Below are 25,245 nucleotides of genomic sequence, written 5' to 3' on the forward strand. Positions count from 1 at the left end.
ATTTCTTTTAAAAAGTTTCTTCAAAAATAGAAGCAATTTCGGTAGCGGAAACCCTCATTTTTGATAAATTATTGTTTTTTAAGTTGTTGTATTTGTATTTTTCTTTGCCTTTTTTCTTCTCAACATCTTTCCAACCATAGCTTCTACCAACTATTTTCTTTTGTATGATGCCACGAACTTTATGATTATCCAGAAGCTTATCCAACTGGGCAAGTTCTCGCTCCAAATCCAAATCCAGTGGACGATAATGTGTTATCATATAAGGTTTTACACGCAACACAAATCGCCAAGGGTCTCGAAATTCGTAGTAAGTTTCAAAAACTTTCCGATGCGGATTGTATTCTTCGGTTTTCACAAAATATATCTGTTCCTTGTAGTTGAATTCCAATTTTTTATACTTTGGAAATTGCCATTCGATAATTTTGTGTAATTTTTGTTCGCGTGGAACTTGTATTTTTTTACCTCGTTTTCGTTTCTTTTTCAGAAATTTACGATTGTCGGAATATTGATAAGTGTTGATTTTCTCTAAAATTTGATTGAAAAAATCGGCACTTTTACTCCGAGCGATGTCGTCCCGAAGTGCAAAAAAACGCACAAATCCCTTTTGATAAGGTTCAGGTAGCGGAACCAGAGGAATGTCTCGCTTCTGATTCCAAAGTTTTCGCCATAGTTTATTTTGCTGACGAATGTATTTCTCGAAAGCCTCTTTTATCAATCTTTTTCGTGTTCTAAGGCTTCTTAATCGAGAATTTTCTATATATGAATTTCCCATTTTTCTTTGTTTATCAATTGATTAAAAAAGATTTTGGGAATTATTTTGCAATAAAACTTTTTCTTTTAGGATAAATTTTATCCAAGACTTTGGATAAGTAGGGGAGTGTTATGAGCAAAATAAAAACCCGAAATCTGCTGACTTCGGGTTCTAATATTTTATTATACTATTGTTCTAACAAAACAGAGCAACACGAAGCCTTGCCACTAAAAATGGCAAACAAACCGAGATATTTTGAGTGAAATTAAGCATTTTTACTTCGTGTTTTTTTATGTTAAACATTTATTTTCTTTGTGTAAATCGGTGGCAAATGTAAAATAATTTGTGAAAGAGACAAAATTATTTTTGATTTTTTTCTTTTTAAAAGAAATAGGGATAATAGAGAATCGCTAAAACAATTGTTGCAGTGCCTACAGCAAAACCCACAGCACCAGCTGAAATGTCCTTAATAGTTCCTATTTTTTTGTGATAGTCTGGGTGGATAAAATCACAAATTTTTTCGATTGCTGTATTGAGGCTTTCAATTGTTAAAACAATGCCACAACAGAGAATCTGAATCATCCATTCAGTTCTTGAAATTCCGAAATAAAATCCTACAAAAAATAAAAGTAGTGTAACAAATGTATGTACAAATATTGGTGGCTCTTTGCGAATTAAGTGCCAAACCCCTACAAATACATAATATAAACTCTTGATTCTTCGATTAATAAATGTAATCATCTTATTAAAGTAAGTGGGCAAAGTTAAAAAATATTTCGCAATTTCATAGCTATCACACCCCAAATGGCTTCTTTGATGATACTTCCATTCATTTTAGATTTTCCTTTTGCTCTGTCTATAAAAATAATAGGTACTTCTTTGATTTTAAAGTTTTTAAGGAAAGATTTGTATTTCATTTCAATTTGAAATGCGTATCCCACAAACTTGATTTCATCAAGGTCAATACTTTCAATTACCTTTCGAGAATAACAAACAAATCCTGCTGTTGGGTCGTGAATTTTCATTCCTGTGATAATTTTTACATACAGAGAAGCCCCGTATGAAAGCAAAATACGAGAAAGAGGCCAATTTACCACATTTACTCCTTTAACATATCGTGAACCTATTGCTATATCACTTTCATTTTGGCTACATTCAGCGTGTAAACGCAATAAATCAGCTGGATTGTGCGAAAAATCAGCATCCATTTCAAAAATATAGTCGTAATTATGCTGTAAAGCCCACTTAAACCCGTGAATATATGCTGTTCCAAGTCCTTTTTTTTCTGTTCTGATTTCTAAAAACAATCTTTCAGGGAATATCTGCTGTAATTCTTGCACTTTTTTGGCAGTCCCGTCGGGAGAATTATCATCTACAATCAAAATATGAAACTTTTCGGATTGGCTAAAAACCGCTTTGATGATAGCCTCAATATTTTCAATTTCGTTATATGTGGGAATGATTACAAGCATTCGTAATTTGTATGGATACTTAATTAGTAAGGGCGAACTATAATTCGCCCTATTATTATTTTTGTGTGATGTAGTTAATTGCTACATATGTCCCATTTGCTCCGCTAAGGCTGCGTTTTGCTCACGATACACACCATTTTCTAATTTCTCGCGAATAGCAGAAAAAGCATTAAGCGTTTCTTCAATGTCTTTCATTGTGTGAGAAGCCGTTGGAATCATTCTCAAAAGAATCATTCCTTTTGGAATTACTGGATATACTACAATGGAAAGAAAAATACGATAGTTCTCGCGTAGATCGTTTACCATTGCCATAGCTTCAGGAATACTTCCCTCTAAGAAAACAGGTGTAACACACGTGTTTGTATCACCAATGTTAAATCCTCTGGATTTTAGTCCGTTTTGGAGTGCATTTACATTGTCCCAAAGTTTTTGTTTTAGTTCTGGCATCGTGCGAAGCATTTCCAAACGTTTCAAAGCCCCTTTTACGTAAATCATCGGCAAGGCTTTGGCAAACATCTGCGAACGCAAATTGTACTTCAAATAGTCGATAATTTCTTTATCTCCCGAAACAAAAGCCCCAATTCCTGCCATTGACTTGGCAAAAGTAGAGAAATACAAATCGATTTGGTCTTGAACGCCTTGTTCTTCACCTGCTCCTGCTCCTGTTTTTCCGAGCGTTCCGAAACCGTGAGCGTCATCTACCAAAATACGGAAACCATATTTCTCTTTGTATGAAAGGATTTCTTTAAGTTTTCCTTGTTGTCCGCGCATTCCGAAAACTCCCTCAGTAATTACCAAAATACCTCCGCCTGTAGTGTCAGCAAGTTTTTTAGCTCGTTCAATGTTTTTAGCAAAACTCTCTACGTCATTATGTTTGTAAGTAAATCGTTTTCCAAAGTGAAGACGAACTCCATCAATAATACAACCGTGCGAATCCACATCGTACACAATCACATCGTTTTTCGTTACCAACGCATCGATGATAGAAACCATCCCCTGATAACCGAAGTTAAGCAAGTAGGCTGCTTGTTTGTGGGTAAATTCAGCCAAGTTTCTTTCTAACTCTTCGTGCATTGACGTGTGTCCACTCATCATTCTAGCTCCCATTGGGTAAGCAGCTCCGTACTCAGCAGCAGCTTCGGCATCAACTTTACGAATTTCAGGGTGATTTGCCAAACCTAAATAATCGTTGATACTCCAATTTAGGATTTCTTTTCCTTGAAATTGCATTCTTGGTCCTAATTCTCCCTCCAATTTAGGGAAAACATAATACCCTTCGGCGTGTGATGCCCAACGACCGATATTTCCTTTATTCTCTTTTATGTGTTCAAATAAATCTTTCATATTTATTTAATTTTTCATCGTTTTTGAGGGACAAATTTAAGAGTAAATTTTTATTTACCATTTAATTTTTCATAAAGTTCTTAAAGTCTATCTGCTTTTAACATTATTTTTCTTTTAGAATTATCCCTTTTAATAATGTATTTTTGTTTTAAGTTGTTGATTTAAATTGTATTATATTTTTTTTGAGAGGTCAATCAACTGTGTATGTTTTTATCGTTTTGATGAACTTGTTTTACTAAAAATTTATTAAATCAATCACCTTTTTTCTCTATATTTTTAGTAAATAATTTAGAAACTATATCCTAAACCTAAATTCAGATACACATTATGCAAACTGAAAGAAATAGCTTCAAAATTTGGATTTAGTAAACTATTGAAGCTGTATGTGATTTCTGGGAAGAAGCAAAATTTATCACTTAAATACCATTCTGCTCCTAACAAAGCTCCCCATTCTGTTTTCTGAATTTTATCAGAAAAATCATATTTAGCTTGTTCGTTCTGCTCAAAACTTATTTTTGCTCCAATGGGAGTATCTTGTCGTAAATAACCCTCTGATACAGAACCTTTAAATTGTTGATAAATGGCTCTGCTGAAATATCCACCTGTGTAAAGATTCCATCTATCAGAAATTCTGTAAACTGCCGAAATAGGTAAACTAATATATGAGTTTATAACTTCAGTTTTAACCATTCCTGTATAGTAACCTCGTATCTTTTCTCCTGATTTTTCAATCTCAGTGATGTAGTTTTTTACTTGAGCTTTTGTTTCCATTCCCTTTCTTTCAGAACGGATTCCTAAGCGTATTCCCCATATTTTCTCGTCAGAAAACCATTTGGTTGTATTGATTTCTGCTCCTAAAAGTATCATTGGGTTATAACTTTCTATTCTTCGGATTTCCCGAGGAATACCTATTGGAGCACTGCCTCCAACGCTGAAATTAGCTCTTATTTGGTAATCAATATTAGTGTTAAAGAAGTGATTTTTTGATGTTTCTGTTTGTTGTGCATTACACATAATCCCTGTTAGTAGGGCAATTCCAAGTATTATTTTTCTCATAAAATTAATTTATTCAGTGATAATTTGTATTTCATCTACATATAAAGTACTACCCACAGCTCCGTTAAATACGTCACCTTCAATGCTAGAAGTCAGTACAATAGTAAACATATATTCGGATTCGGGATTGAATTTCTTCCCATCAATATTCTCAAAAAATAGTTCAAATGGTGTCCACTGATTAGTTTCGATTCGTTGTTCGGGCTTTAAACGTGCTACACTAACTATTCTCGGATCTTTAAAAGCGTGGTTTCCGTATAGAAAATTATCCTTTTCGGTTTTTTCAAATAATATAGCATAAGCGTCCCACGTATCGCGTGTTAGGTTCGTTTCTCTCTTGGTTATCGTTAGATTTTCACCAGCAGAATATTTGAAATAACCTTTAATAGCTTTAGGTGTTTCCTTGAAATTGTAGTTCATTCCAAACCTTGTTGATTTAATAATTGGGAAAGTTTGTTTGAACGTTCCTAAGAAAAGATTTCCAGCTGCCAGAGGAGTTCCAAATAAATCTCCTAAAAAACCTGTACTTTTTGTCTCTAACTTTATACCATTTCCTATATATCCATCAGGAATTTGTGCCGAAGGATATACAGCAGGAGTAAGTTCTTCTCCCTTTTTTAATAAGTTCTTTGCTAATGTATTATAACCTTCATTAGCAGTAGCCCAGTCATATCTTTTTTGTTCTTGAAGTATTTCGAAGAATTTATGAAAGTGTCCTTCTGGGTAAGTTGTGTTAATGGTTTCTGCATTTTCAAAAGAATAATGTCGAAGAGCAGTGCTGTTATCAACAACAAAAGATACGCTATATTCTTTTTTCCATTCTCCATTTTCGGAGATAACAGTATACTTCTGAGGCTTACTAAAATCTAATTCAGTGCTATTATTTGGATATATTGTAGCACCTTTGCTAAGCTCAAATTTTGGAGAAAATAAGTAATTTCCGTTGAATTCTTTTAGTGTGAAAATAATTGAATTATTCCCGATAATAGGTTCAGAACGAAGCATTTTTTTTGCATCAGGAATAGTTGCATTTTCAATATCAGCTTCAAGATTAGCTCCTTCTTCTCTGATACAAGAACTAATAAAAATACTTGTGATTAATAGTAAAAATAAATAATTTCTCATAAAAATATATTTAAAATTAAATAATTGAAATTAAGATAGTTAAGTTGTTAGTATATGTCTTTATACTTTGATATTTATAACTCATAAAAAATGTATATATATCTTTTTGAAAATATATATACATTTTTACTATTTTATATACATATCTTTTAGAAGATGTATATATGTTTTGTGTTGTTTTTGCTTTGTTATTGATGAAAATTATATCTATAAGATTGATTTTTGTATAAATATCTACTTAAGATTTTTATATTTTGTTGTTATAAAAAACCTCGTTTTTTCATCCATTCATCGCTGTAAATTTTACTCATATAGCGGGAGCCGTGATCAGGAAAAAGGATAACAACTACGCTGTTTTCGTCAAAAGAGCCTTTTTGAGCGTATTTTTCTGTTGCCACAAATGCCGAACCGCTGGTATATCCGCAGAAGATTCCTGTTTCGGTAGTGATTTTACGAGCAGCCAAAGCACTTTCTTTATCGTTTACTTTAACGAATTCATCAATAATATCGAAATCAGTCGCAGTAGGAATCATATTCTTACCTAATCCTTCTACTTGATATGAGTGTAATTCATTTGGGTCAAATTCGCGAGTTTCGTGATACTTTTTAATAGCAGAACCTTCGGCATCAACTCCTAAAATTTTTATATTCGGATTTTTTTCTTTCAAATAACGTCCTATTCCAGATATAGTTCCGCCTGTTCCACTACAAACCACTACGTGTGTGACTTTTCCAGAGGTTTGTTCCCAAATTTCCTTTCCTGTGGAGTGGTAGTGAGCATCAATATTTTTCTCATTGAAATACTGATTAATGTAGATAGAATTAGGAGTTTCCTTGTGCAGTCGTTCGGCAGTTTTGTAATATGAGCGAGGATCATCAGCAGGAACACTTGCAGGACAAACGTGTACTTCTGCTCCCATAGCTTTTAGCATATCTATTTTATCTTGCGAAGATTTATCGCTAATGGCTAAAATACATCGATAACCTCTGATGGCACTAATCATAGCTAAGCTAAATCCTGTGTTGCCAGATGTATTTTCAACGATTGTTCCTCCAGGTTTTAATTCTCCATTGCGTTCCGCTTCATCAATTAAATAGAGAGCGATGCGGTCTTTTGCTGAATGCCCTGGATTGAAGGCTTCTACTTTAGCAAAGTAACGTCCTTTTAAATTTTTTGTGATTTTTTCTAAAGAAACTAAAGGAGTGTTTCCCATTAGTTCCAAAACGTTGTTGTAATATTGTATATTATCTGTTTGCATTTTTTATAAGTATCTACTTGATTTAAAGTGTTTTTAGGTTGAAACAAAAAATAAAAGCAGAAGTTCCTTATTTTGAATTCTGCTTTTGCATATATTTTGAAAAATTACTTTCTAATGACTTCAGCTACTTTCTCTCCAATTTTTGCGGGAGAATCAACTACGTGGATACCACATTCTTTTAATATACGTTTTTTAGCTTCGGCAGTGTCATCAGCTCCACCTACGATAGCACCAGCGTGTCCCATCGTTCTTCCTTTTGGTGCAGTTTCTCCCGCGATGAATCCTACCACTGGTTTTTTATTTCCGTTAGCTTTAATCCAACGTGCTGCTTCAGGCTCCAACTGACCTCCAATTTCTCCAATCATCACGATGCATTCTGTTTCAGGGTCATTCATCAGTAACTCTACGGCTTCTTTAGTAGTTGTTCCAATGATTGGATCGCCTCCAATACCGATAGCAGTTGTAATGCCAAGTCCTTGACGCACAATTTGGTCGGCAGCCTCGTAGGTTAAAGTTCCTGATTTTGAAACAATACCTACATTTCCTTTTTTGAATATAAAGCCTGGCATAATACCTACTTTTGCTTCTTCAGGCGTAATTACCCCAGGGCAATTAGGTCCTACCAAACGACAATCTCTTCCTTTTATGTAATTAGCTACTCGAATCATATCAGCTACAGGGATTCCCTCAGTAATAGTGATAACTACTTTTATTCCTGCATCGGCTGCTTCCATAATAGCATCAGCTGCAAAGGCTGGCGGAACGAAAATAATAGAAACATCGGCTCCAGTTTCTTTAACAGCTTCTTTAACAGTATTAAAAACAGGCCTTCCCAAATGAGTTTGTCCACCTTTTCCTGGCGTAATTCCTCCGACTACATTTGTTCCGTATTCAATCATTTGTTCAGCGTGAAAAGTTCCCTCACTACCTGTGAAACCTTGTACAATTATTTTTGAATTTTTATTAACTAGTACACTCATATTCTTATGCTTTAAGTACTCAGCAAAACTATACTTTTTTATTGAAATTTCAAAATTATTTTTGAATAGATATTGAAAGCTAAAAAAATGATATCAATTTTGATTTGTAAATTTCCTAAAAAGAGATGATTATGAATTGAGGTATAAAAATAAAAACTTTGCTGAAGTAAAATCTCAGCAAAGTTTTGTTTCACTATTCATTTTTCAATTTTCTAATTTCTGAAAACTAATTGATTATCAAAGGCATCTAACAGAATGGTCTTATCTTTGTGGATGTTACCACTCAAAATTTCTTTGGATAATCGGTTAAGTACCTCTTTTTGAAGTGTTCGTTTTACGGGACGAGCTCCAAACTGAGGGTCAAAGCCTTTTTCTGCTAAATAATCAATCGCCTGATCGGTAGCGTCGAGCAAAATATTTTCACGAGCCACCATTTTAATGATAGAACGCAATTGCAAACGTACAATGCTTCGGATATTTTCGCGAGTGAGTGGCGTAAACATCACAATATCATCAATTCGGTTAATAAACTCAGGACGAACCGATTGCTTCAATAATTGCAAAACATCATCTTTGGCAATTTCAGTGGCTTTTTCAAGGTCGTTCGCGTATTTTTCAAAACTTTCTTGTATCAAATGGCTACCAATGTTGGAGGTCATAATGATAATGGTGTTTTTGAAATCGGCAGTACGTCCTTTGTTGTCTGTAAGTCGCCCTTCGTCAAGTACTTGTAACAGAATATTAAACGTGTCGGGGTGAGCTTTTTCGATTTCGTCCAACAAAATTACCGAATAAGGTCTTCGACGAACGGCTTCAGTAAGTTGCCCACCTTCGTCGTAGCCCACATACCCCGGAGGCGCTCCCACCAATCGGCTTACGGCGTGACGTTCTTGATATTCACTCATATCAATACGCGTCATAGCATTCTCATCGTCAAACAGATACTCCGCAAGAGCTTTGGCAAGTTCAGTTTTTCCGACCCCAGTTGTACCCAAGAAAAGGAACGAACCGATAGGCTTTTTTGGGTCTTGTAAACCTGCTTTGCTTCGGCGGATAGCATCGGAAATGGCTTCGATGGCTTCCTCTTGCCCTACGACACGTTTGTGCAGTTCGCTTTCTAATTTTAGTAATTTTTCGCGTTCGCCTTGTAACATTTTCGTTACAGGAATTCCTGTCCATTTGGCAACTACTTCGGCGATATTTTCCGATGTAACTTCTTCTTTTATAAGTGAATTTCCTTGTGCTTCGTCTAATTTTTCTTGAAGAAGTACTAATTTGTCTTGAGCTTCTTTGATTTTTCCGTAACGAAGTTCGGCTACTTTGGCATAATCGCCCTCGCGTTCAGCTTTTTCAGCTTCGAGTTTGTAATTTTCGATGGCTTCTTTAGTGATTTGCACCTCGTCAATCACATTCTTTTCACTTTGCCATTTGGCGAAAATAGCGTTTCGCTCTTCCTTCAAATTGGCTACATCGGCATAAAGCATTTTGAGTTTTTGTTCATCATTTTCACGCTTAATGGCTTCAATTTCAATTTCTAACTGCATTATTTTTCGGTCGAGAACATCCAATTCTTCGGGTTTCGAATTGATTTCCATACGCAATTTTGCAGCGGCTTCGTCCATTAGGTCGATGGCTTTATCGGGCAGAAAACGATTGGTTATATAACGCTCGGAGAGTTCAACGGCGGCAATGATAGCTTCGTCTTTGATGCGAACTTTGTGATGCGTTTCGTACTTTTCTTTAATTCCGCGAAGGATAGAAATAGCACTTTCTGTATCGGGTTCTTCTACCATAACTTTCTGAAAACGACGTTCTAAGGCTTTGTCTTTTTCGAAATATTTTTGATATTCGTCCAATGTTGTAGCTCCGATTGCACGTAATTCGCCTCGAGCCAAAGCAGGTTTGAGAATGTTGGCAGCGTCCATTGCTCCTTCGCCACCACCAGCACCCACAAGCGTATGGATTTCATCAATGAAAAGAATGATATTTCCGTCTGACGAAGTAACTTCTTTTACAACGGATTTTAGTCGTTCTTCAAATTCGCCTTTGTATTTCGCACCTGCAATTAAGGCACCCATATCTAAAGAATAGATGGATTTATCTTTCAGATTTTCAGGAACATCTCCTTGAACAATACGATGAGCTAATCCTTCGGCGATTGCAGTTTTTCCTACCCCAGGTTCTCCTACGAGCATTGGGTTGTTTTTGGTTCGTCGAGAAAGGATTTGCAATACACGACGGATTTCCTCATCACGCCCAATCACGGGATCAAGTTTGCCACTATCCGCCATTTGGTTGAGGTTTTTTGCATATTTGTTGAGCGAATTGTAGGTTTCTTCTGCGGAAGCCGAAGTTACGCGTTCACCTTTACGCAATTCCTGAATGGCTTTTTCAAGGTCTTTTTCTTTAACACCTTGGTCTTTAAGAGATTGTCCTATCTTGCTGTTTGACTTAAAGATAGCTAAAATTAAATGCTCGATAGAAACGTATTCGTCATTCATTTTTTTGGCGATGTTTGCCGCCTCGTTGAGCATTGTATTTGCTTCGCGTGAGAGCGACATTTGTCCGCCACTAACCTTTGGAAAACTTTGTAAGGCAGTTTCTAACACTTTTGAGAGTTGCTCTCTGTTGATATTCAGTTTTTTAAGTAAGAAAGGCAATACGTTTTGGTCAACTTCTTCAATGGCTTTGAAAAAGTGTTCGTTTTGCAATTCTTGATGTCCGTAACTTTGAGCAATTTGCTGGGCCCGTTGTACAGCTTCTTGTGATTTGATGGTATAATTGTTAAAATTCATAGTCCTAATGTTTTTGTGTGTTCGCTCAAGTAAAGTCAATTTTTATACCATTAAAAAATAAATGACTTTTTGTCTTATTTCTAAATTGATAGCTTAATATATTGAAAGTAATTTTTATTTTAGATATCTGTTTAATAGTGTTTTATTTAGGTTGTTCTTTTTGTTAAGAATTGTTTTAATGATGACTTTTTGTCAGTTTTTTGTTTTTATTTCTGATATTGTACTAACTTTGCCAGAAAAGGATTATACATTATGAATAAAATGGGAGATTTTCGTAGGTTGATATTAGGAGTTTTAGTTTGTGTAGCAACTTTTGGGATAATATTTTTGTTAGCAAGATTTATTGAGATACACAAAATAAGAACATTGAAGTGGATTCCTATACTAATGACTTGTTTGGGATTTTACTTTGCCGGACGCATTAATCAAAAAACTAGATTGTCTCTTTTACCTTTTTTACTTGTAGGACTTTTTGCTTTCGTTCCGTTAAAATTTTTTTACATTCCGTTCGTTTTTGTCTTGATTTTGTGTGCTGTATTGGCTTTGCTACTTTCGCGAAAAAAAATTCTACCAAAAACACGTTTCCTGTTTTTGATTCCTCTGTTAGGAATTTTTGGATATTTTTTATTTTCACAACCATTGATAATCAGAAAGAAAGGCTTTTCCGTAGATGAAATGGGAAATTTGCATAATGTGATGGTTTTGTGGGATTTCAGAGAGTCATCACCTACGAAGTTACCTCAATATACATTTAAAAATTTAGAAGGAAAAGATGTGCAACTTTCTGATTTTGAAGGTAAAAATGTGTATGTGACTTTTTGGGCTACTTGGTGTGGACCTTGCAAGGCTGAAAAGCCAAGACTTGAGGAAATTAAGGCAATGTTTAAAAATGACGAAAATCTTATCTTTATAGATATTTCCTTAGATACCAATCGTTCCTCGTGGGAAAAATTTATATCAGAACAAAATCCTGCTGGAATTCAGTTGAATTCAATTGATGAGAGGCAAACGAGAGAGGCTTTTCGGATAGCGGGAATTCCTCATAATATCCTGATAAGTAAAGATGGTTATTATAAAAGTTTTAGTCGTCCTACCAGAATTACAGAAAATCAGTTAGAAATGCTTAAAAGTTCTGAAAAAATAGATGATTATGTGAAAACTACTACAAAATATTTTGAAAATTAATAAATAAAATTTATATTTGTCAAAATAAATCCTAAAAAAATAACTGAAAAATTATCTAAATGAATTTTGATAGAATCAATGAAAAGCTCTCCATTTTGGCAGATGCTGCCAAGTACGATGTGTCTTGTTCTTCAAGTGGAGGTAATAGAAAAAACACTAAAGGAGGATTGGGAAATTCCTCCTTTTCAGGGATTTGCCACACTTATACGGAAGATGGAAGATGTGTATCTTTACTGAAAATTTTACTTACAAATCATTGCATTTACGATTGTATTTATTGCGTTTCACGAAAAAGCAATGATATTAAACGAGCTGCTTTTACTGTGGAAGAAGTGGTGGATTTAACAATTAATTTTTACAGGAGAAATTATATTGAAGGTTTGTTCTTAAGTTCAGGAATTTTCAAAAATCCTGATTATACAATGGAGCGTTTGGTACGAGTTGCAAAGGAACTCAGATTGACGCAGAAATTTAATGGATACATACATCTGAAAACTATTCCGGGAGCTTCTGAAGAGTTGCTACTTGAGGCGGGTTTGTATGCCGATAGATTAAGTATAAATCTTGAAATTCCGACAGTTTCAGGACTAAAACTTCTCGCTCCAGACAAAAATCATCAAGAAATGATGAAACCAATGGATTTCGTGAAAAATGAAATCGTTCGTCATAAAACGGAAAAGAAAATAATCAAATCAACTCCCAAATATGCACCAGCAGGACAAAGCAGTCAGTTTATAATTGGAGCGGCTGGTGAAAATGACATTCAAATAATACGAAGTGCTGATTATTTCTATAAAAAATTCAATCTGAAACGCGTTTATTATTCTGGTTATGTTCCTGTAGTTCAAGATAATCGATTACCAGCCATTTCTACACCTGTGCCTATGGTTCGGGAAAATCGCTTGTATCAAGCTGATTGGTTAATGCGTTTTTATGGGTTCGAAGCACAGGAAATACTTGACCCTAAAAGTCCTTTTTTGGATTTGGAAATTGATCCAAAATTGGCTTGGGCATTAAGGAATATAGATAAGTTTCCTGTAAATCTGCAAGTTGCTCCATTGGAAATGATACTTCGAGTACCTGGAATAGGACAAATTTCAGCCAGAAAAATAATCAATGCACGGAGATTTCAAATCATTGGAATAGAACATTTGAAAAAAATGGGAGTAGCTGTTAATAGAGCTAAGTTTTTTATTGATTTTCAGACGACAAATCCTTTCTTAAAGCATTTGGATAAAATATCTTTACGTCAAATTATTCTGAAAGATTCACAATCAAAATACAGAAAAGATTTTTCGCAACAATTGAGTTTATTCTGATGATACAACTGATTTACGATGGTAGTTTTGAAGGGCTACTCACTGCTGTTTTTGAAGTGTTTGAGTACAAGTATAATGATGTGAATATTGTTTCAAATCAGTTTGTTATATCACATTTATTTGCTGAAAAACATCTTGTTGTTACCAATGTGGAAAAAGCAGAACGTGTTATAAAAGGTGTTGAAAAATATGCTGACAGAACGGCTGTTAAGATGTTGCTTTTGGTTTTCCTGTCAGAAAATAATTCGCGAGAAAATCTGATATTCTATGCTATAAAATACCTTGTACAAGAAAAAAGAAATATTTTCCAAAATTTTGCTGATAGTCACATAATGCAAATTTCAAAAATTGTAAAATCCGTAAAAAGGGAAAAGCATCGTATGGAGGCTTTTGTTCGTTTTCAGAAACTTCAGGATTCTTCTTTTTACGCCCACATAGCTCCTGATTTTGATGTACTTCCCTTAATTGCTCCACATTTCAAAAATCGTTATTCTTCTCAAAAATGGATGATTTACGATTTGCACAGAAATTATGGTATATTCTATGATTTGCAACAGATTGATTTTTTCATCCCTGATGAACAAATGAAAAAAAATCTTCACAATCCGTCATCACTTCTACACGAAAAAGAACGAAATTACGAACTGCTTTGGAAAAATTATTTTGATAGTACCAATATAAAAGAGCGAAAAAATAAAAAATTACACTTACAACATCTTCCTAAAAGATATTGGAAATACCTCACGGAAAAAAAGTAATTTTTACAAAAGCTCAATACTATTTCTGTTGAGTTTTATTTTTTGTTCTCTTTCAAGAAGTTTTAATAATCTGGAAATAACAACACGCGAACTATTGAGCTCCCCAGCAATTTCTTGATGCGTTTTATTGATTATGTTTGAATTTTCAACTTTACTTCGTTCCGAAAGGTAATTGTACAAACGTTCGTTCATATTCATAAATGCTATATTGTCTATAGCAGAAAGCAATTCTTCAAAGCGATTGTTGTAACTTTCAAAAATAAATGTTCGCCAACTTCTGTATTTTCCTGACCATTCTTCCATTTTTTGAACAGGAATCATTGCTACAATTCCGTCAGTTTCAGCAATAGCTCGAATTTTACTTTTTTTGTTTCCAGAACTGCAATTCAAGGTCATAGCACAAGTATTACCTCTTTCAACAAAATAAAGCAATAACTCACCAATGTCGAAATCTCTTCGCATAACTTTGATAGTTCCGCATAAAATTAGAGGTATCGACTTGATATATGCGTCTATGTCCATCAGTACATCGTCTTGCTTAAATTCCACGAAGTGAGATACTTCAACTATTTCAGAAATTAATTCTTCTTCAAAAATATGGCTGTAAGCTTTTGTAACAAGCTCTTTGTAAGTCATTTTATCAATAATTTATTTTGATTTTCTATTTTTGTTTAAAAAGATAGAAAATTTGAATGTACAAAATTATGATATTTGTTCGACAAAAACGACGATTAATGAGGTAATTTATCTTTAAAAACTCCGTACAGATAAGTCCCAATTAAGGCTCCGATAATGGCAATCAAGATAGACCAAACACCAGCTCCTAATAATACAAACATAGGTCCTGGACAAGCACCGACTAATGCCCAACCCAATCCGAAGAAAGTTCCTCCGATAAGATAACGAGCAATTTTTCTTTCTTTAGGTTGAATAACAATGGGGTTACCTTCAAAATCTTTTTCGCCTGTTCGTTTTATCCATTGAATTCCTAATATTCCAATGACTAAGGCTCCTCCAATAAATCCGTACATATGAAACGATTGGAAGTGAAACATTTCATAAATTCTGAACCAAGAAGCAGTTTCAGTTTTGTACATTATGATTCCAAAAATAATTCCTAAAGATATGTAAATCAGATTTTTCATTTTATCCAAAAATTAAAGGTAGTAAAAAGTGAGACATTATGAGACCTCCAATAAAGAAGCCTATCACGGCAATTAATGAACCAAGTTGTAAGTCACTTAATCCTGAAATGGCGTGTCCTGATGTGCAGCCTCCAGCGTAACGCGTTCCAAAACCAATAAGTAAACCTCCAACAAGTAAAATTATTATATTTTTTACAGATAACTCATTGAAAAGTTCTGATGGAGAGTACATTGTACCCGCACTATTAAAACCAAGTTGTTTCAATTCAATAATCGTTTGTTCAGAAATTTCGGGAACGTGGTTATCCGACAGGAAGTGGAAAGCAATTGCTCCTCCCAAAATTGACCCTACTAAAAATAATAGATTCCATCGTTGGGCTTTCCAATCAAAATTGAAAAAACTACACGATTTCCCAGCTCCCATTGCAGAACAAAGCGTTCTGAAGTTGGAGGAAAATCCGAAACTTTTCCCTAATAGAATAAGTAAAATCATTAGTAAACCAATTAGGGGACCTCCTATATACCAAGGCCAAGGCTGTAAAATCCATTCCATAAAAAGTATATTTTGTATTTAATTGGGGGCAAAAGTAATATATCAATAACAATGATTTTGTAACAAAGGTTACATAAAGTAGAATAAAACGTGAAAATGAGTAATTGTCAAAGATTTTACTATTTTTGCGAAAAAAATCTGTAATGAGACAAATATTTTTTTTACTATTTTCAATTTTTATTTTCGAAGTCAAAGCTCAACAATCGGGCAATACAATGTCTCTTTTGTTTATGGGAGATGTAATGGGACATAGTCCGCAAATTGATGGTGCGTATAATCCTGAAACAAAAACCTATGATTATCAGCCTGTTTTTGAAAAAGTAAAACATTTTTTTCAAAAGGTTGATTTTGCTATTGCCAACTTGGAAGTGACCTTAGCAGGAAAACCCTATAAAGGATATCCACAATTTTCATCACCTGATGCTTTGGCGGTTGCTTGTAAAGAAAGCGGAATAGATGTGTTTGTTACGGCAAATAATCATTCGTGTGATAGGGGGAAGGAAGGAATTATCAGGACTTTAAATGTATTGGATTCACTTGAAATAGCTCATACAGGAACTTTCCGAAATCAGGAAGATTTCGATAAAAACAATCTCTTGATTTTATCAAAAAATGGAATAAGTGTTGGAATTTTAAACTATACTTATGGTACAAATGGCTTACCTATTCCTGAATCTACTATAGTGAATTTAATTGATTTAGAGCGAATTAAGTTAGATGTAGAAAAGGCAAAAGAGCAAAATCTTGATAAACTAATCGTGGTGATTCATTGGGGAGTAGAATATCAGCAAAAACAGAATAAAAAACAAGAGGACATTACGAATTTCTTATTTGAAAATGGAGTAGATGTTATCATTGGTGGACATCCGCACGTTTTGCAACCGATGTACTACACTCCAATGACGAGTTTGCATAACGAGCGTCTGGTGGTATATTCTTTAGGAAATTTTATTTCAAATCAAAGAAAAAGTCCTTGTGATGGTGGAGCTATGTTTGAGATAACATTTTTTAAAGATGGACAAACAACTCAAATAATAGATAAAGGTTATCATTTGGTTTGGGTAAATAAAACTCAGAAAATCAATGGTAAACATCATCTTTTTGAAATACTTCCGTGTAAAGAATATGAGATGGATAATTTTAAGGATTTAGATAAAAAAACAATTGATTCAATGAATATTTTTATTGAAAACTCACGAAATTTATTTAAAAATAATATTTTAGTGAAAGAAAAATAGAATTTTATTATGTTAAGTTTATTGAAAAATAAGATATAAAAAAAGGAGCAAATTTTCGCTCCTTTTTTTATTATAGTTTACCAACCAGGGTTTTGTTGCAACTTTCCGTGTTCTCTATCTCTTGCAGGAACAGGCCACACGAATTTGAAATCGTCAGCTGGACGATTTAACTCATAATATTGTTCTCTTGGAGTTCCAGACAAAAATTCTGTGTTTTGCGGAGTTCTTCTGATAACACTTTCTTTCCATCTTTTTAAATCAAAAAGTCGGAATCCTTCAAAAGCTAACTCACGTGAACGCTCATTTTTAATTTCTTGAAATAAAGTATCTCCATTAACTGTTACACTTGATAAACCTCTTGCTTCCCTTAATAGGTTTAGGTATTTTCGTGCGTTCACTTCATCATTATTTTTAAAAGCACTTTCACTGGCTATTAAGTACAATTCTGGAATTCGGAAAACTTTTGGTGCGTGAGCATAGTTGTTACTTATTGTTGTTGTTGATAAAGTTTCATTTATAGGATATTTATGTACGATATAAATATCAGGGTAATATTCATCCAGTGGTGTAACTAACTCCACTTTTTCAAAATAAACTCTTTTTCTGTGGTCGTTATCATCAAACAAATCAACAGCCCATTTAGTAGGTACATAATCTGCTTCAAATTCTTTAAAGGAGTTTATTCTAAAAAATATGTCATTAGTAGAAGGCAATTGGTCAGGAGTAGCAATGTAAAGTTGAGTAATGCTTTCTTGTGCATTATCCTTGTGCCATATTTCTCTCAATTCATCAGAAGAAGTAGCTAAAGCATACGTATTCGTAGAAATTAAATCTTCTGCTACTTTGTAAGCATCTTCCCATTTTCCCATATACATCAAAACTCTTGCTTTTAAGGCTTTAACAGCATCAATAGTAAAAGTATCGGCATTTATAGCTCCTGTTTTATTTTTTAGCAGGTCTTCCGCTTTTGTTATGTCAGATAGAATAAAATCATAAGTTTCTTGTAAAGAGGCTCTTTGGTTTTTAGTTTTCACGTCATAAACTTTTTCCAAGGGTAATCCTAAATCGTTAGAAGCTGTATTGGCATCATATACTTTACAGAAAGCAGTTGCTAATCGTGTGTACAAAAAAGCTCTACCTAAATGCATCTCACCAATATATTGGTTTAGTAATTCTTGCTCTTCAGCATTTTTTAGTATAATTTTAGGGAATCCTTCAAGGGCCGTGTTAATATTAGCAATGGTTCGATAATCCTCAAACCATATTTCTCTGGTGGTGGGCTCTGATACTGTGAAAGTTTCCCAACGATGTATGTTTTTATATTCTCCGAAAGCCGTTACATTTAGTAAGTCAGCTTGTACTTCATTGGCAATCACGTACGTTCCATATACGCTTCGTCGTAAACGTATATACATACCATTTACCCAACTTTCTGCATCAATGAGTTTTTCAAAAGTATCTTTTGAAGAAATGTTTTCGTAGGGTGATTGGTCTAAGTTACTACAACTACTTAATGATAGTAAGGTAGTTACAAAAAATATAATATATGTTAACTTTTTCATTTTGTTTTTAATTAAAATTGAACTTCAATTCCAAAAGTATATTGTTTCGTACTTGGGTTTGCTCCAGATGATATATCTATGTCAAACTCAGGGTCTAATCCTGTGTATCTAGTGAATGTAAGTAAGTTACGTCCTGTTCCAAAGAAACGAATTTGTTTGAAAAAACCTATTTGTTTGATAGCTTCCTCAGGAAGAGTGTAAGAGAGGGTTATATCTTTCATTCGAATGAAAGATGCGTCTTCAATCAAACGACTGTCGTACTGTGTAAATAAATTTCCATGTTCATAGCTTGGGAAACGAGCAATGTCACCAGGCTTTTTCCAGTTGTCAAATATTGTTTTACTTTGGTTGTTATCTGAATGGAAAGTGGTAGCAATTGGATTTTCAGTATAATAACGATCTCCATTTATCATATATTTTCCTGATGAAAAGGAAAAAGACATCCGTAAGTTAAAGGCTTTATAACCAGCATCTAACCCAAAACCACCATTAAAAGGAGGATTTCGTTTGATACCTGTATTTTGCCTAAGAGTATGGTCATCGAAAGTAGTCGTAACTTTATTATCATCTTTAACTAGTTGTGTGATATCTTCTCCTGGTACATACCATTCCGAACGTCCTGTTTCAGGATTTACATGTTTGAATATGGGATACACATATACTAGGGGTTGCCCCACAATCTGGCTAACTGGACTAGATTCTCCGATAATATATGGTTTTCCTTCATGTAAAGAAAGTACCTTTTCTTGATTGTAGTTAAGTGATATAAAAGGTGTTATGTAGAATTTGTTTTTCTCATTAGCAAATAAGTTAGCTGAAAAGGAAACATCGACACCTCTGTTTCTAAAATCTCCACCATTTTCCATAATCCCTGTAGTACCCGAAAAGGAAGGACGATAAATATAACCTAACATATTCGTAGTTTTTCGCTCGTAAAAATCAACATTTAGGTTAATTTTTTTGAAAAGAGCAACGTTAAAGCCAATGGTAGTCTTTATCTGTTTTTGCCATTGTAAATCTGGATTACCAGGGTCACTCAATAGGTAACCTGGTCTTTTTTTGTAAAAATTATCGTTACGTACCAAAGCCAATGAGGCATACTCTGAGATAACATCTGCATTTCCACTGGTTCCAATACTAAATTTTACATCCAAATTGTTTATCCACGAAAGGTTTTTAAGAAAATTTTCTTGACTAATTTTCCATAATGCACCAATAGCCCAAAAGTTAGCATATCGGTTATTTGCTCCAAAGCGAGAAGAGCCATCACGACGTGCAGAAAAATCAAAGAAATATCTCTCTTTAAGTTGATAATCAATACGCCCGAAGAATGAATTGTAACTGCTTCCTGAACGTCTTTCACCTACTTCTTTATTCTCATTTCCGTGTATGAGCAATGTTGCTTTATCGGAAGTTTGCCCTTCTGACGAAGCAGTAACTTGTCCATAGTCCTCGTCAATACTTTCTTGTCCCAAGAGGAAAGTAAGAGTATTACTATCATTAACATTCCATTTATATTCTGCAGTATTTGTAAATGTTTTTATGAGTCGTTCTACCTTACTTTTCTTAGCAAATGCATTTCCCCTGAAAAAATAGAGTCTTTTAGCTTTTTCTACGTATGAAGGTAGTAATACTTCTTCACTGCTAATATTAAAATATTGTAGACCAGCTTGTGATTTAAAAACTAAATTCTGGATTGGTGTGATTGTAATATTAGCTTGTGGTATAAAATTGATATTCTTAGATGCCCCAGGATTATTTTCTGCCAAATAATGCGGGTGAGGAAGTCCTATAACAGGTACATAATCGTAACGATTTCCTTTTTCATCAACAGGTGAGTAAATCGGAGGGGTAAGCACAGAAAGACTTCCATAAAAACTATTAACACCTCCTGAGGCGTAAGGATTAATCATATATTTGGCATATCCAGATGAAAGGCTAAGCTCAATTTTAAGCCAATTATTTATATTACTGTTAAGATTGAAACGAGCTGTATATCTTTTAAAACCAGAGCGATACATAAGTCCTTCTTGTTCATAAAAACCTCCAGAAGCGTAATAACGAGTATTACTTCCTCCTCCCATAAAAGATATATTTATTTGTTGATCAGGTACATTATCCTTAAAATAAACTCTGTCCCAACGTATTTTGTTAGGAAACGCTTTAAGAAGTTCATCAGCCTCTTGTCGAGTTTTTTCTTTTTTCTCAACTAAAAAGTCTGCATATTCTTCGGGGTTCATCATACCATCAAAGAACTTTCTACTTGCCAAACTTGAAAAACCATACTGAGAACTTATGGTAACTGTAGCAGATTCTCTTGTTTTTCCACTTTTGGTTGTTATATAAACCACTCCGTTGGCAGCTCTGGTTCCATAGATTGATGTAGCTGAAGCATCTTTCAAAACTGAAACGCTTTGAAAATCAGAAGGATTAAGCAAAACTACAACATCTTTTGATACAGGCGAACCATCAAGGATGAACAGAGGATTATCTGCTCCTCCATAGGTAGAACCCATTCCGTGTAAACGAATGCTTCCCATTCCGTAAGGCTCACCAGAGGTAGAAAAAATGGAAAGTCCAGCTACTTTTCCCTGCAAAGCGTCTAAAACACTTGCTGAAGGCTTGTTTGTTAGCTTTTCTCCATCTACCTTTACAATGGAACCTGCAATGGTGCTAATTTTTTTAGCAGAACCATAACCTACCACCACAACATCATCAAGCTGATTGATAGATTCCTTAAGAACAATTGAAAAATTGCTGTCCGTTGAGGTTACTTTCTTTTCTTGGGTGTCCATACCTAAGTATGAAAAGACAAGTATGTCACCTTCTTGGGCTTCAATCTGAAATTGTCCGTAAAAATCAGTTTCTACACCTTTCTTTGTGTTTTTAATAATAACACTAACCCCTGGTAAAACAATACCAGTAGCATCTGTAACTCTCCCTGTTACAATCTTTGTTTGGGCAAATAAATTACCAATTCCCAAACTCAAAACAATGACTACCAAAAGCCACTTAAATGCAGTTTTGTTTTTGTGTTCCATTATAAATATATGCTAAATATCAACGGCAAATATATTATATTATTTCAAATAAATGCAGTTTTTTAGAAAAAAGTATGTTGTTGTTTTTTTAATTTTTTAGAGAAATGAAAGCTTGAAGAATTTTTTTGTAAGACATTTTGAAAAAATGTATTTTTTAAAAGAATTAATTTTTATTTTAGCCGAAATTTTACCATTTAATGTATGAAAAATGAATTATTATTAACAGCAGTTATGCTTTCAGGAAGTTTTAGTATGGCACAGGAAGTTTCTTTTGAGGAGTATGACCTGACAAATGGCTTACACGTTATTTTGCATCAGGATAATTCGGCACCCGTTGTAGCTGTGGGAGTTATGTACCACGTGGGGGCAAAAGACGAAGACAGAACTCGTACAGGATTTGCGCATTTTTTTGAACATCTTTTGTTTGAAGGTACGCAAAACATTGAACGGGGAAAATGGTTCGATATTGTATCTTCAAACGGAGGTACAAATAACGCTTTCACTACACAAGACAAGACCTACTATTACGAAGTTTTTCCTTCAAACAGTCTTGAATTAGGACTTTGGATGGAGTCTGAACGACTTTTACACCCTGTAATTAATGAAATTGGCGTAAGTACACAGAATTCAGTCGTGAAAGAGGAGAAAAAGCAACGTCTTGACAATGCTCCTTATGGGAAAATTATGTATCGTACAGGAATAAACCCACATTTATTCAAAAAACACCCCTATGGAGAGTCTGTTATTGGACAAATTGAACATTTAGACGCGGCAAAGTTGGAAGAATTTATTGCTTTCAAAAAGAAATTCTACAATCCGAATAATGCCGTTTTGGTTGTTACAGGAGATTTTGAGAAGCTCCAAACTAAAAAGTGGATTGAGAATTATTTTGGGTCAATTCCTAATACGGGAGAAAAAATCGTTCGTACAAAAATTCAGGAAGAACCGATTACAAAGGCTATTAAAGTAACTGATTATGATGCAAATATTCAGTTACCTATAAAAATATACGCCTATCGAACTCCTGGAATGACTGAAAAAGATGCGTATGTTTTAGATTTAATTTCTTCAATTTTAACAGGAGGAAAAAGTTCACGAATGTATAAAAAGATGGTTGATGAAAAGAAAACAGCTTTGCAAGTATTGGCTTTTTCAGATTCACAGGAAGATTACGGAACATATATTATGGGGGCTTTGCCAATGGCAGGAATTAGCTTAGAAACACTTGGCAAGGAAATGGATGAGGAAATTCAAAAACTTCAAAATGAGTTGATTTCAAAAAGAGAGTTCGATAAACTCCAAAATCAAATAGAGAGTCGCTTTGTAAGTGCAAATTCAAATATGGAGGGAATTGCTCTTTCACTGGCAAATTATTATCTTTTTTATAAAGATACTGGTTTGATAAACAAGCAAATAGATATATATCACTCTATAACCAGAGAAGATATTCAGCGTGTGGCTAGAAAATATCTTAATGAAAATCAGCGTTTAGATCTTGATTATTTGCCTGAAAACTTAAAACAATAATTTTAATGATTACGCGTATGAAACTGAATATAAAATTTCTAATAACATCAATTTTTTTATTTGCAATGTCAATGACAAAGGCTCAGGTAGATAGGTCAAAAATGCCTGTTTCAGGAAAAACTCCTACCATTAATTTGGGAACTCCCACAACGTATAAATTGCCTAACGGATTAACATTATTAGTGGTAGAAAATCATAAGCTTCCTAAAATAAGTGTTAGTTTGAATATTGATGAAGCTCCTGTTCTTGAGGGAGATAAGGCGGGAATTTCTGAAATTACATCAGCTTTGATGGGAAATGGAACGACATCTATTTCAAAAGATGCTTTTAATGAAGAGGTAGATTATTTGGCTGGAAATATCTCATTATCAGCAAGAGGAGCAAGTGCATCTTCACTAACCAGATATTTTCCACGAATCTTACAACTTATGGCAGATGCTGCACTAAATCCCAATTTCACCCAAGAGGAATTGGATAAAGAAAAAGCCAAATTAGTTCAAGGAATTAAGGCTGGAGAAAATAGTGTAGAGTCAATCGTTGGACGTGTACAAGGTGTATTAGTCTATGGGAAAAATCACCCTTACGGAGAATATCTAACGGAAGAAACTATTAATAGCATCACTTTGGAAGATGTTAAAGCTTTCTATAAAAAGCATTTTTTACCAACAAATGCATATATGGTAGTTTCAGGAGATATTAATCCGAAGGAAGCTAAAAAGCTGATAACTAAATATTTTAAAGAGTGGAAGTCAATGAAAACAGCTTCTGAAGAATTGATAACTCCTAAAAATGCTGAAACTACACAAATCAATTTGGTGGATTTATCCAGTGCGGTTCAATCTGAAATACGTGTGGATAATTTGATTGATTTGAAAATGTCTGATAAAGATTACTTTCCTTTGATTATCGCCAATTATATTTTGGGAGGAGGTTTTGGAAGTTACATCAATATGAATCTGCGTGAAAAAAATGGATTTACTTATGGTGCAGGGTCCTATACCAAACCAAATAAATGGACAAAAGGGAACTTTGGAGTTTCGACCAAAGTAGGAAATAATGTAGTGGACCGTGCTGTTCTGGAGATTTTAAAAGAAATTCAACGTATTCGTAATGAATATGTTAGTGACGAACATCTTGCCCAAGCAAAATCTCAATATTTAGGTAAGTTCATAATGGCGACAGAAAATCCTCAAACAACAGCAAGTTATGCAATTAATATAAAAACACAAAACTTGCCTGATGATTTCTATAAAAATTATATTGCAAATATAAATGCGGTAACTAAGGAAGATATCAAACGCGTTGCTAATAAATATTTTAATATTGATAATCTGCGTTTTACGATTGTTAGTAAGGCGAGTGATGTAGCCGATAAATTTGAGAATTTGACATTTGAAGGGAAAGAGTTACCAGTTTTTTATTTTGATAAATACGGAAATCCAACCACAAAGATTACTCAGAAAAAAGAAGTTCCTGCTGGGGTAAGTGTAAAAACTATTTTAGAGAATTATTTAAAAGCTATCGGAGATGTGAAATCTGTAAAAACAATACTGATGGAGGCAAAAGGAGAGATACAAGGAATGCCAGTAGATTTTTCCATAAAACGTAGTGGTAATGACAAGTTTTTACAAACGATGGGAGCAATGGGAATGATGCTTTCCAAACAATTGGTTAACGGAAATATTGTTTCAGCAGAGGCACAAGGACAGAAAATTCCTCTTTCGGATAAAGATGCTGAAGTGTTGAAGAAAGAAGCAGGTGTTTTTCCTGAAGTTAATCAAATTAGTGATAGTAGTTTGAGATTGATAGGGATAGAATCTCACGAGGGGAAAGACGTTTATGTGGTAGCCCTTTCTGATAGTAAAAAGGTTTTCTATGATGTAGCTTCAGGTTTGAAAGTTGCAGAAGTTTCTGTTGCAGAGATGGGTGGTCAAACTTTTGAAACTATTGTAACTTATGGTGATTATCGTGAAGTTAAGGGGATTAGATTTCCTTTTGTGATTTCATCTTCAATGGCTGTTCAGGCTTTTGAATTTAAAGTTACAGACTTAAAATTGAATGAAGGAGTTTCAGATGCTGATTTTCAGTAGTTCTTTTCTGTAAATAAAAAAAGCGGCTTTATTTTAGCCGCTTTT

21 protein-coding genes are annotated in these 25,245 nt (G+C 34.2%); 7 read left to right on the top strand and 14 right to left on the bottom strand.

Annotated features, from left to right (window positions below; all coding sequences use genetic code 11):
• Window positions 1-7 precede the first annotated feature (7 nt).
• A complete protein-coding gene (locus YW9_RS0109830) occupies window positions 8-772 on the bottom strand; it encodes a hypothetical protein (RefSeq protein ID WP_018280000.1) in 765 nt (254 codons plus the stop codon).
• A 110-nt stretch (window positions 773-882) separates the two neighbouring features.
• Between YW9_RS0109830 and YW9_RS13805 the strand changes: the two genes are divergently transcribed.
• Window positions 883-1,014 (top strand): hypothetical protein, encoded by a 132-nt coding sequence (locus YW9_RS13805; protein WP_255320964.1) that lies wholly within the window; start codon window positions 883-885, stop codon window positions 1,012-1,014.
• A 118-nt stretch (window positions 1,015-1,132) separates the two neighbouring features.
• Here YW9_RS13805 and YW9_RS0109835 read toward each other — a convergent pair whose 3' ends face one another.
• The 8 genes from YW9_RS0109835 to clpB all read right to left on the bottom strand — a co-directional run bounded on the left by YW9_RS0109835 (window position 1,133) and on the right by clpB (window position 10,782).
• Window positions 1,133-1,492, bottom strand: a complete 360-nt coding sequence (locus tag YW9_RS0109835; protein ID WP_018280001.1) for a diacylglycerol kinase family protein — start codon at window positions 1,490-1,492, stop codon at window positions 1,133-1,135.
• A 23-nt stretch (window positions 1,493-1,515) separates the two neighbouring features.
• On the bottom strand, window positions 1,516-2,223 hold the full coding sequence (locus YW9_RS0109840; RefSeq protein ID WP_018280002.1) for a polyprenol monophosphomannose synthase: 708 nt from the start codon (window positions 2,221-2,223) through the stop codon (window positions 1,516-1,518).
• Between the two features lie 81 nt (window positions 2,224-2,304).
• Window positions 2,305-3,567 carry an aminotransferase class I/II-fold pyridoxal phosphate-dependent enzyme gene (locus tag YW9_RS0109845; protein ID WP_018280003.1) on the bottom strand — a complete coding sequence of 421 codons (1,263 nt, stop codon included), beginning with the start codon at window positions 3,565-3,567 and terminating at the stop codon, window positions 2,305-2,307.
• A 288-nt stretch (window positions 3,568-3,855) separates the two neighbouring features.
• A complete protein-coding gene (locus tag YW9_RS0109850) occupies window positions 3,856-4,623 on the bottom strand; it encodes an outer membrane beta-barrel protein (RefSeq protein ID WP_026193958.1) in 768 nt (255 codons plus the stop codon).
• A gap of 9 nt (window positions 4,624-4,632) precedes the next feature.
• On the bottom strand, window positions 4,633-5,748 hold the full coding sequence (locus YW9_RS0109855) for a PCMD domain-containing protein (protein WP_018280005.1): 1,116 nt from the start codon (window positions 5,746-5,748) through the stop codon (window positions 4,633-4,635).
• Between the two features lie 260 nt (window positions 5,749-6,008).
• Window positions 6,009-7,007 carry a PLP-dependent cysteine synthase family protein gene (locus YW9_RS0109860; RefSeq protein WP_018280006.1) on the bottom strand — a complete coding sequence of 333 codons (999 nt, stop codon included), beginning with the start codon at window positions 7,005-7,007 and terminating at the stop codon, window positions 6,009-6,011.
• A gap of 104 nt (window positions 7,008-7,111) precedes the next feature.
• Window positions 7,112-7,987, bottom strand: a complete 876-nt coding sequence (gene sucD, locus YW9_RS0109865) for a succinate--CoA ligase subunit alpha (protein WP_018280007.1) — start codon at window positions 7,985-7,987, stop codon at window positions 7,112-7,114.
• Between the two features lie 212 nt (window positions 7,988-8,199).
• Window positions 8,200-10,782: an ATP-dependent chaperone ClpB gene (gene clpB / locus YW9_RS0109875; protein ID WP_018280009.1), complete on the bottom strand. Its 2,583-nt coding sequence runs from the start codon at window positions 10,780-10,782 to the stop codon at window positions 8,200-8,202.
• Between the two features lie 252 nt (window positions 10,783-11,034).
• On the opposite strand from clpB, the gene YW9_RS13170 reads away from it, so the two are divergent.
• From YW9_RS13170 to YW9_RS0109890, 3 genes are read left to right on the top strand one after another with little or no spacing between them, the layout of a single operon-like run.
• Window positions 11,035-11,967 (top strand): TlpA family protein disulfide reductase, encoded by a 933-nt coding sequence (locus tag YW9_RS13170; protein WP_018280010.1) that lies wholly within the window; start codon window positions 11,035-11,037, stop codon window positions 11,965-11,967.
• Window positions 11,968-12,026: 59 nt separating this feature from the next.
• A complete protein-coding gene (locus YW9_RS0109885; RefSeq protein WP_018280011.1) occupies window positions 12,027-13,286 on the top strand; it encodes a putative DNA modification/repair radical SAM protein in 1,260 nt (419 codons plus the stop codon).
• Window positions 13,286-14,044, top strand: a complete 759-nt coding sequence (locus YW9_RS0109890; RefSeq protein WP_018280012.1) for a TIGR03915 family putative DNA repair protein — start codon at window positions 13,286-13,288, stop codon at window positions 14,042-14,044. Before YW9_RS0109885 ends, YW9_RS0109890 begins: the two co-directional genes overlap by 1 nt.
• Window positions 14,045-14,047: 3 nt before the next feature.
• Here the strand turns inward: YW9_RS0109890 and YW9_RS0109895 are convergent, their stop codons facing one another.
• The 3 genes from YW9_RS0109895 to YW9_RS0109905 all read right to left on the bottom strand — a co-directional run bounded on the left by YW9_RS0109895 (window position 14,048) and on the right by YW9_RS0109905 (window position 15,742).
• Window positions 14,048-14,680, bottom strand: coding sequence for a Crp/Fnr family transcriptional regulator (locus YW9_RS0109895; RefSeq protein ID WP_018280013.1), 633 nt, complete (start codon window positions 14,678-14,680; stop codon window positions 14,048-14,050).
• Window positions 14,681-14,775: 95 nt separating this feature from the next.
• A complete protein-coding gene (locus YW9_RS0109900; protein WP_018280014.1) occupies window positions 14,776-15,189 on the bottom strand; it encodes a DUF6691 family protein in 414 nt (137 codons plus the stop codon).
• Between the two features lies 1 nt (window position 15,190).
• Window positions 15,191-15,742 carry a YeeE/YedE family protein gene (locus YW9_RS0109905; RefSeq protein ID WP_018280015.1) on the bottom strand — a complete coding sequence of 184 codons (552 nt, stop codon included), beginning with the start codon at window positions 15,740-15,742 and terminating at the stop codon, window positions 15,191-15,193.
• 143 nt (window positions 15,743-15,885) lie between these two features.
• Here YW9_RS0109905 and YW9_RS0109910 point away from each other — a divergent pair, with 143 nt between their 5' ends.
• Window positions 15,886-16,980 (top strand): CapA family protein, encoded by a 1,095-nt coding sequence (locus YW9_RS0109910; RefSeq protein ID WP_018280016.1) that lies wholly within the window; start codon window positions 15,886-15,888, stop codon window positions 16,978-16,980.
• Window positions 16,981-17,057: 77 nt separating this feature from the next.
• Here the strand turns inward: YW9_RS0109910 and YW9_RS0109915 are convergent, their stop codons facing one another.
• Entirely contained in the window at window positions 17,058-18,542 is a 1,485-nt protein-coding gene (locus YW9_RS0109915; RefSeq protein ID WP_018280017.1) for a RagB/SusD family nutrient uptake outer membrane protein, read from the bottom strand.
• Between the two features lie 11 nt (window positions 18,543-18,553).
• The gene (locus tag YW9_RS0109920) at window positions 18,554-21,583 is read right to left on the bottom strand and encodes a SusC/RagA family TonB-linked outer membrane protein (RefSeq protein WP_018280018.1); all 3,030 of its coding nucleotides are present in this window, start codon (window positions 21,581-21,583) and stop codon (window positions 18,554-18,556) included.
• A 252-nt stretch (window positions 21,584-21,835) separates the two neighbouring features.
• Here YW9_RS0109920 and YW9_RS0109925 point away from each other — a divergent pair, with 252 nt between their 5' ends.
• Both YW9_RS0109925 and YW9_RS0109930 read left to right on the top strand, forming a co-directional pair.
• Window positions 21,836-23,110 carry a M16 family metallopeptidase gene (locus YW9_RS0109925; RefSeq protein ID WP_026193959.1) on the top strand — a complete coding sequence of 425 codons (1,275 nt, stop codon included), beginning with the start codon at window positions 21,836-21,838 and terminating at the stop codon, window positions 23,108-23,110.
• A gap of 65 nt (window positions 23,111-23,175) precedes the next feature.
• Entirely contained in the window at window positions 23,176-25,200 is a 2,025-nt protein-coding gene (locus YW9_RS0109930) for a M16 family metallopeptidase (RefSeq protein ID WP_231555643.1), read from the top strand.
• Window positions 25,201-25,245: the final 45 nt, after the last annotated feature.

The organism is Capnocytophaga cynodegmi DSM 19736, assembly GCF_000379185.1.
GTDB classification, from domain to species: Bacteria; Bacteroidota; Bacteroidia; order Flavobacteriales; family Flavobacteriaceae; genus Capnocytophaga; species Capnocytophaga cynodegmi.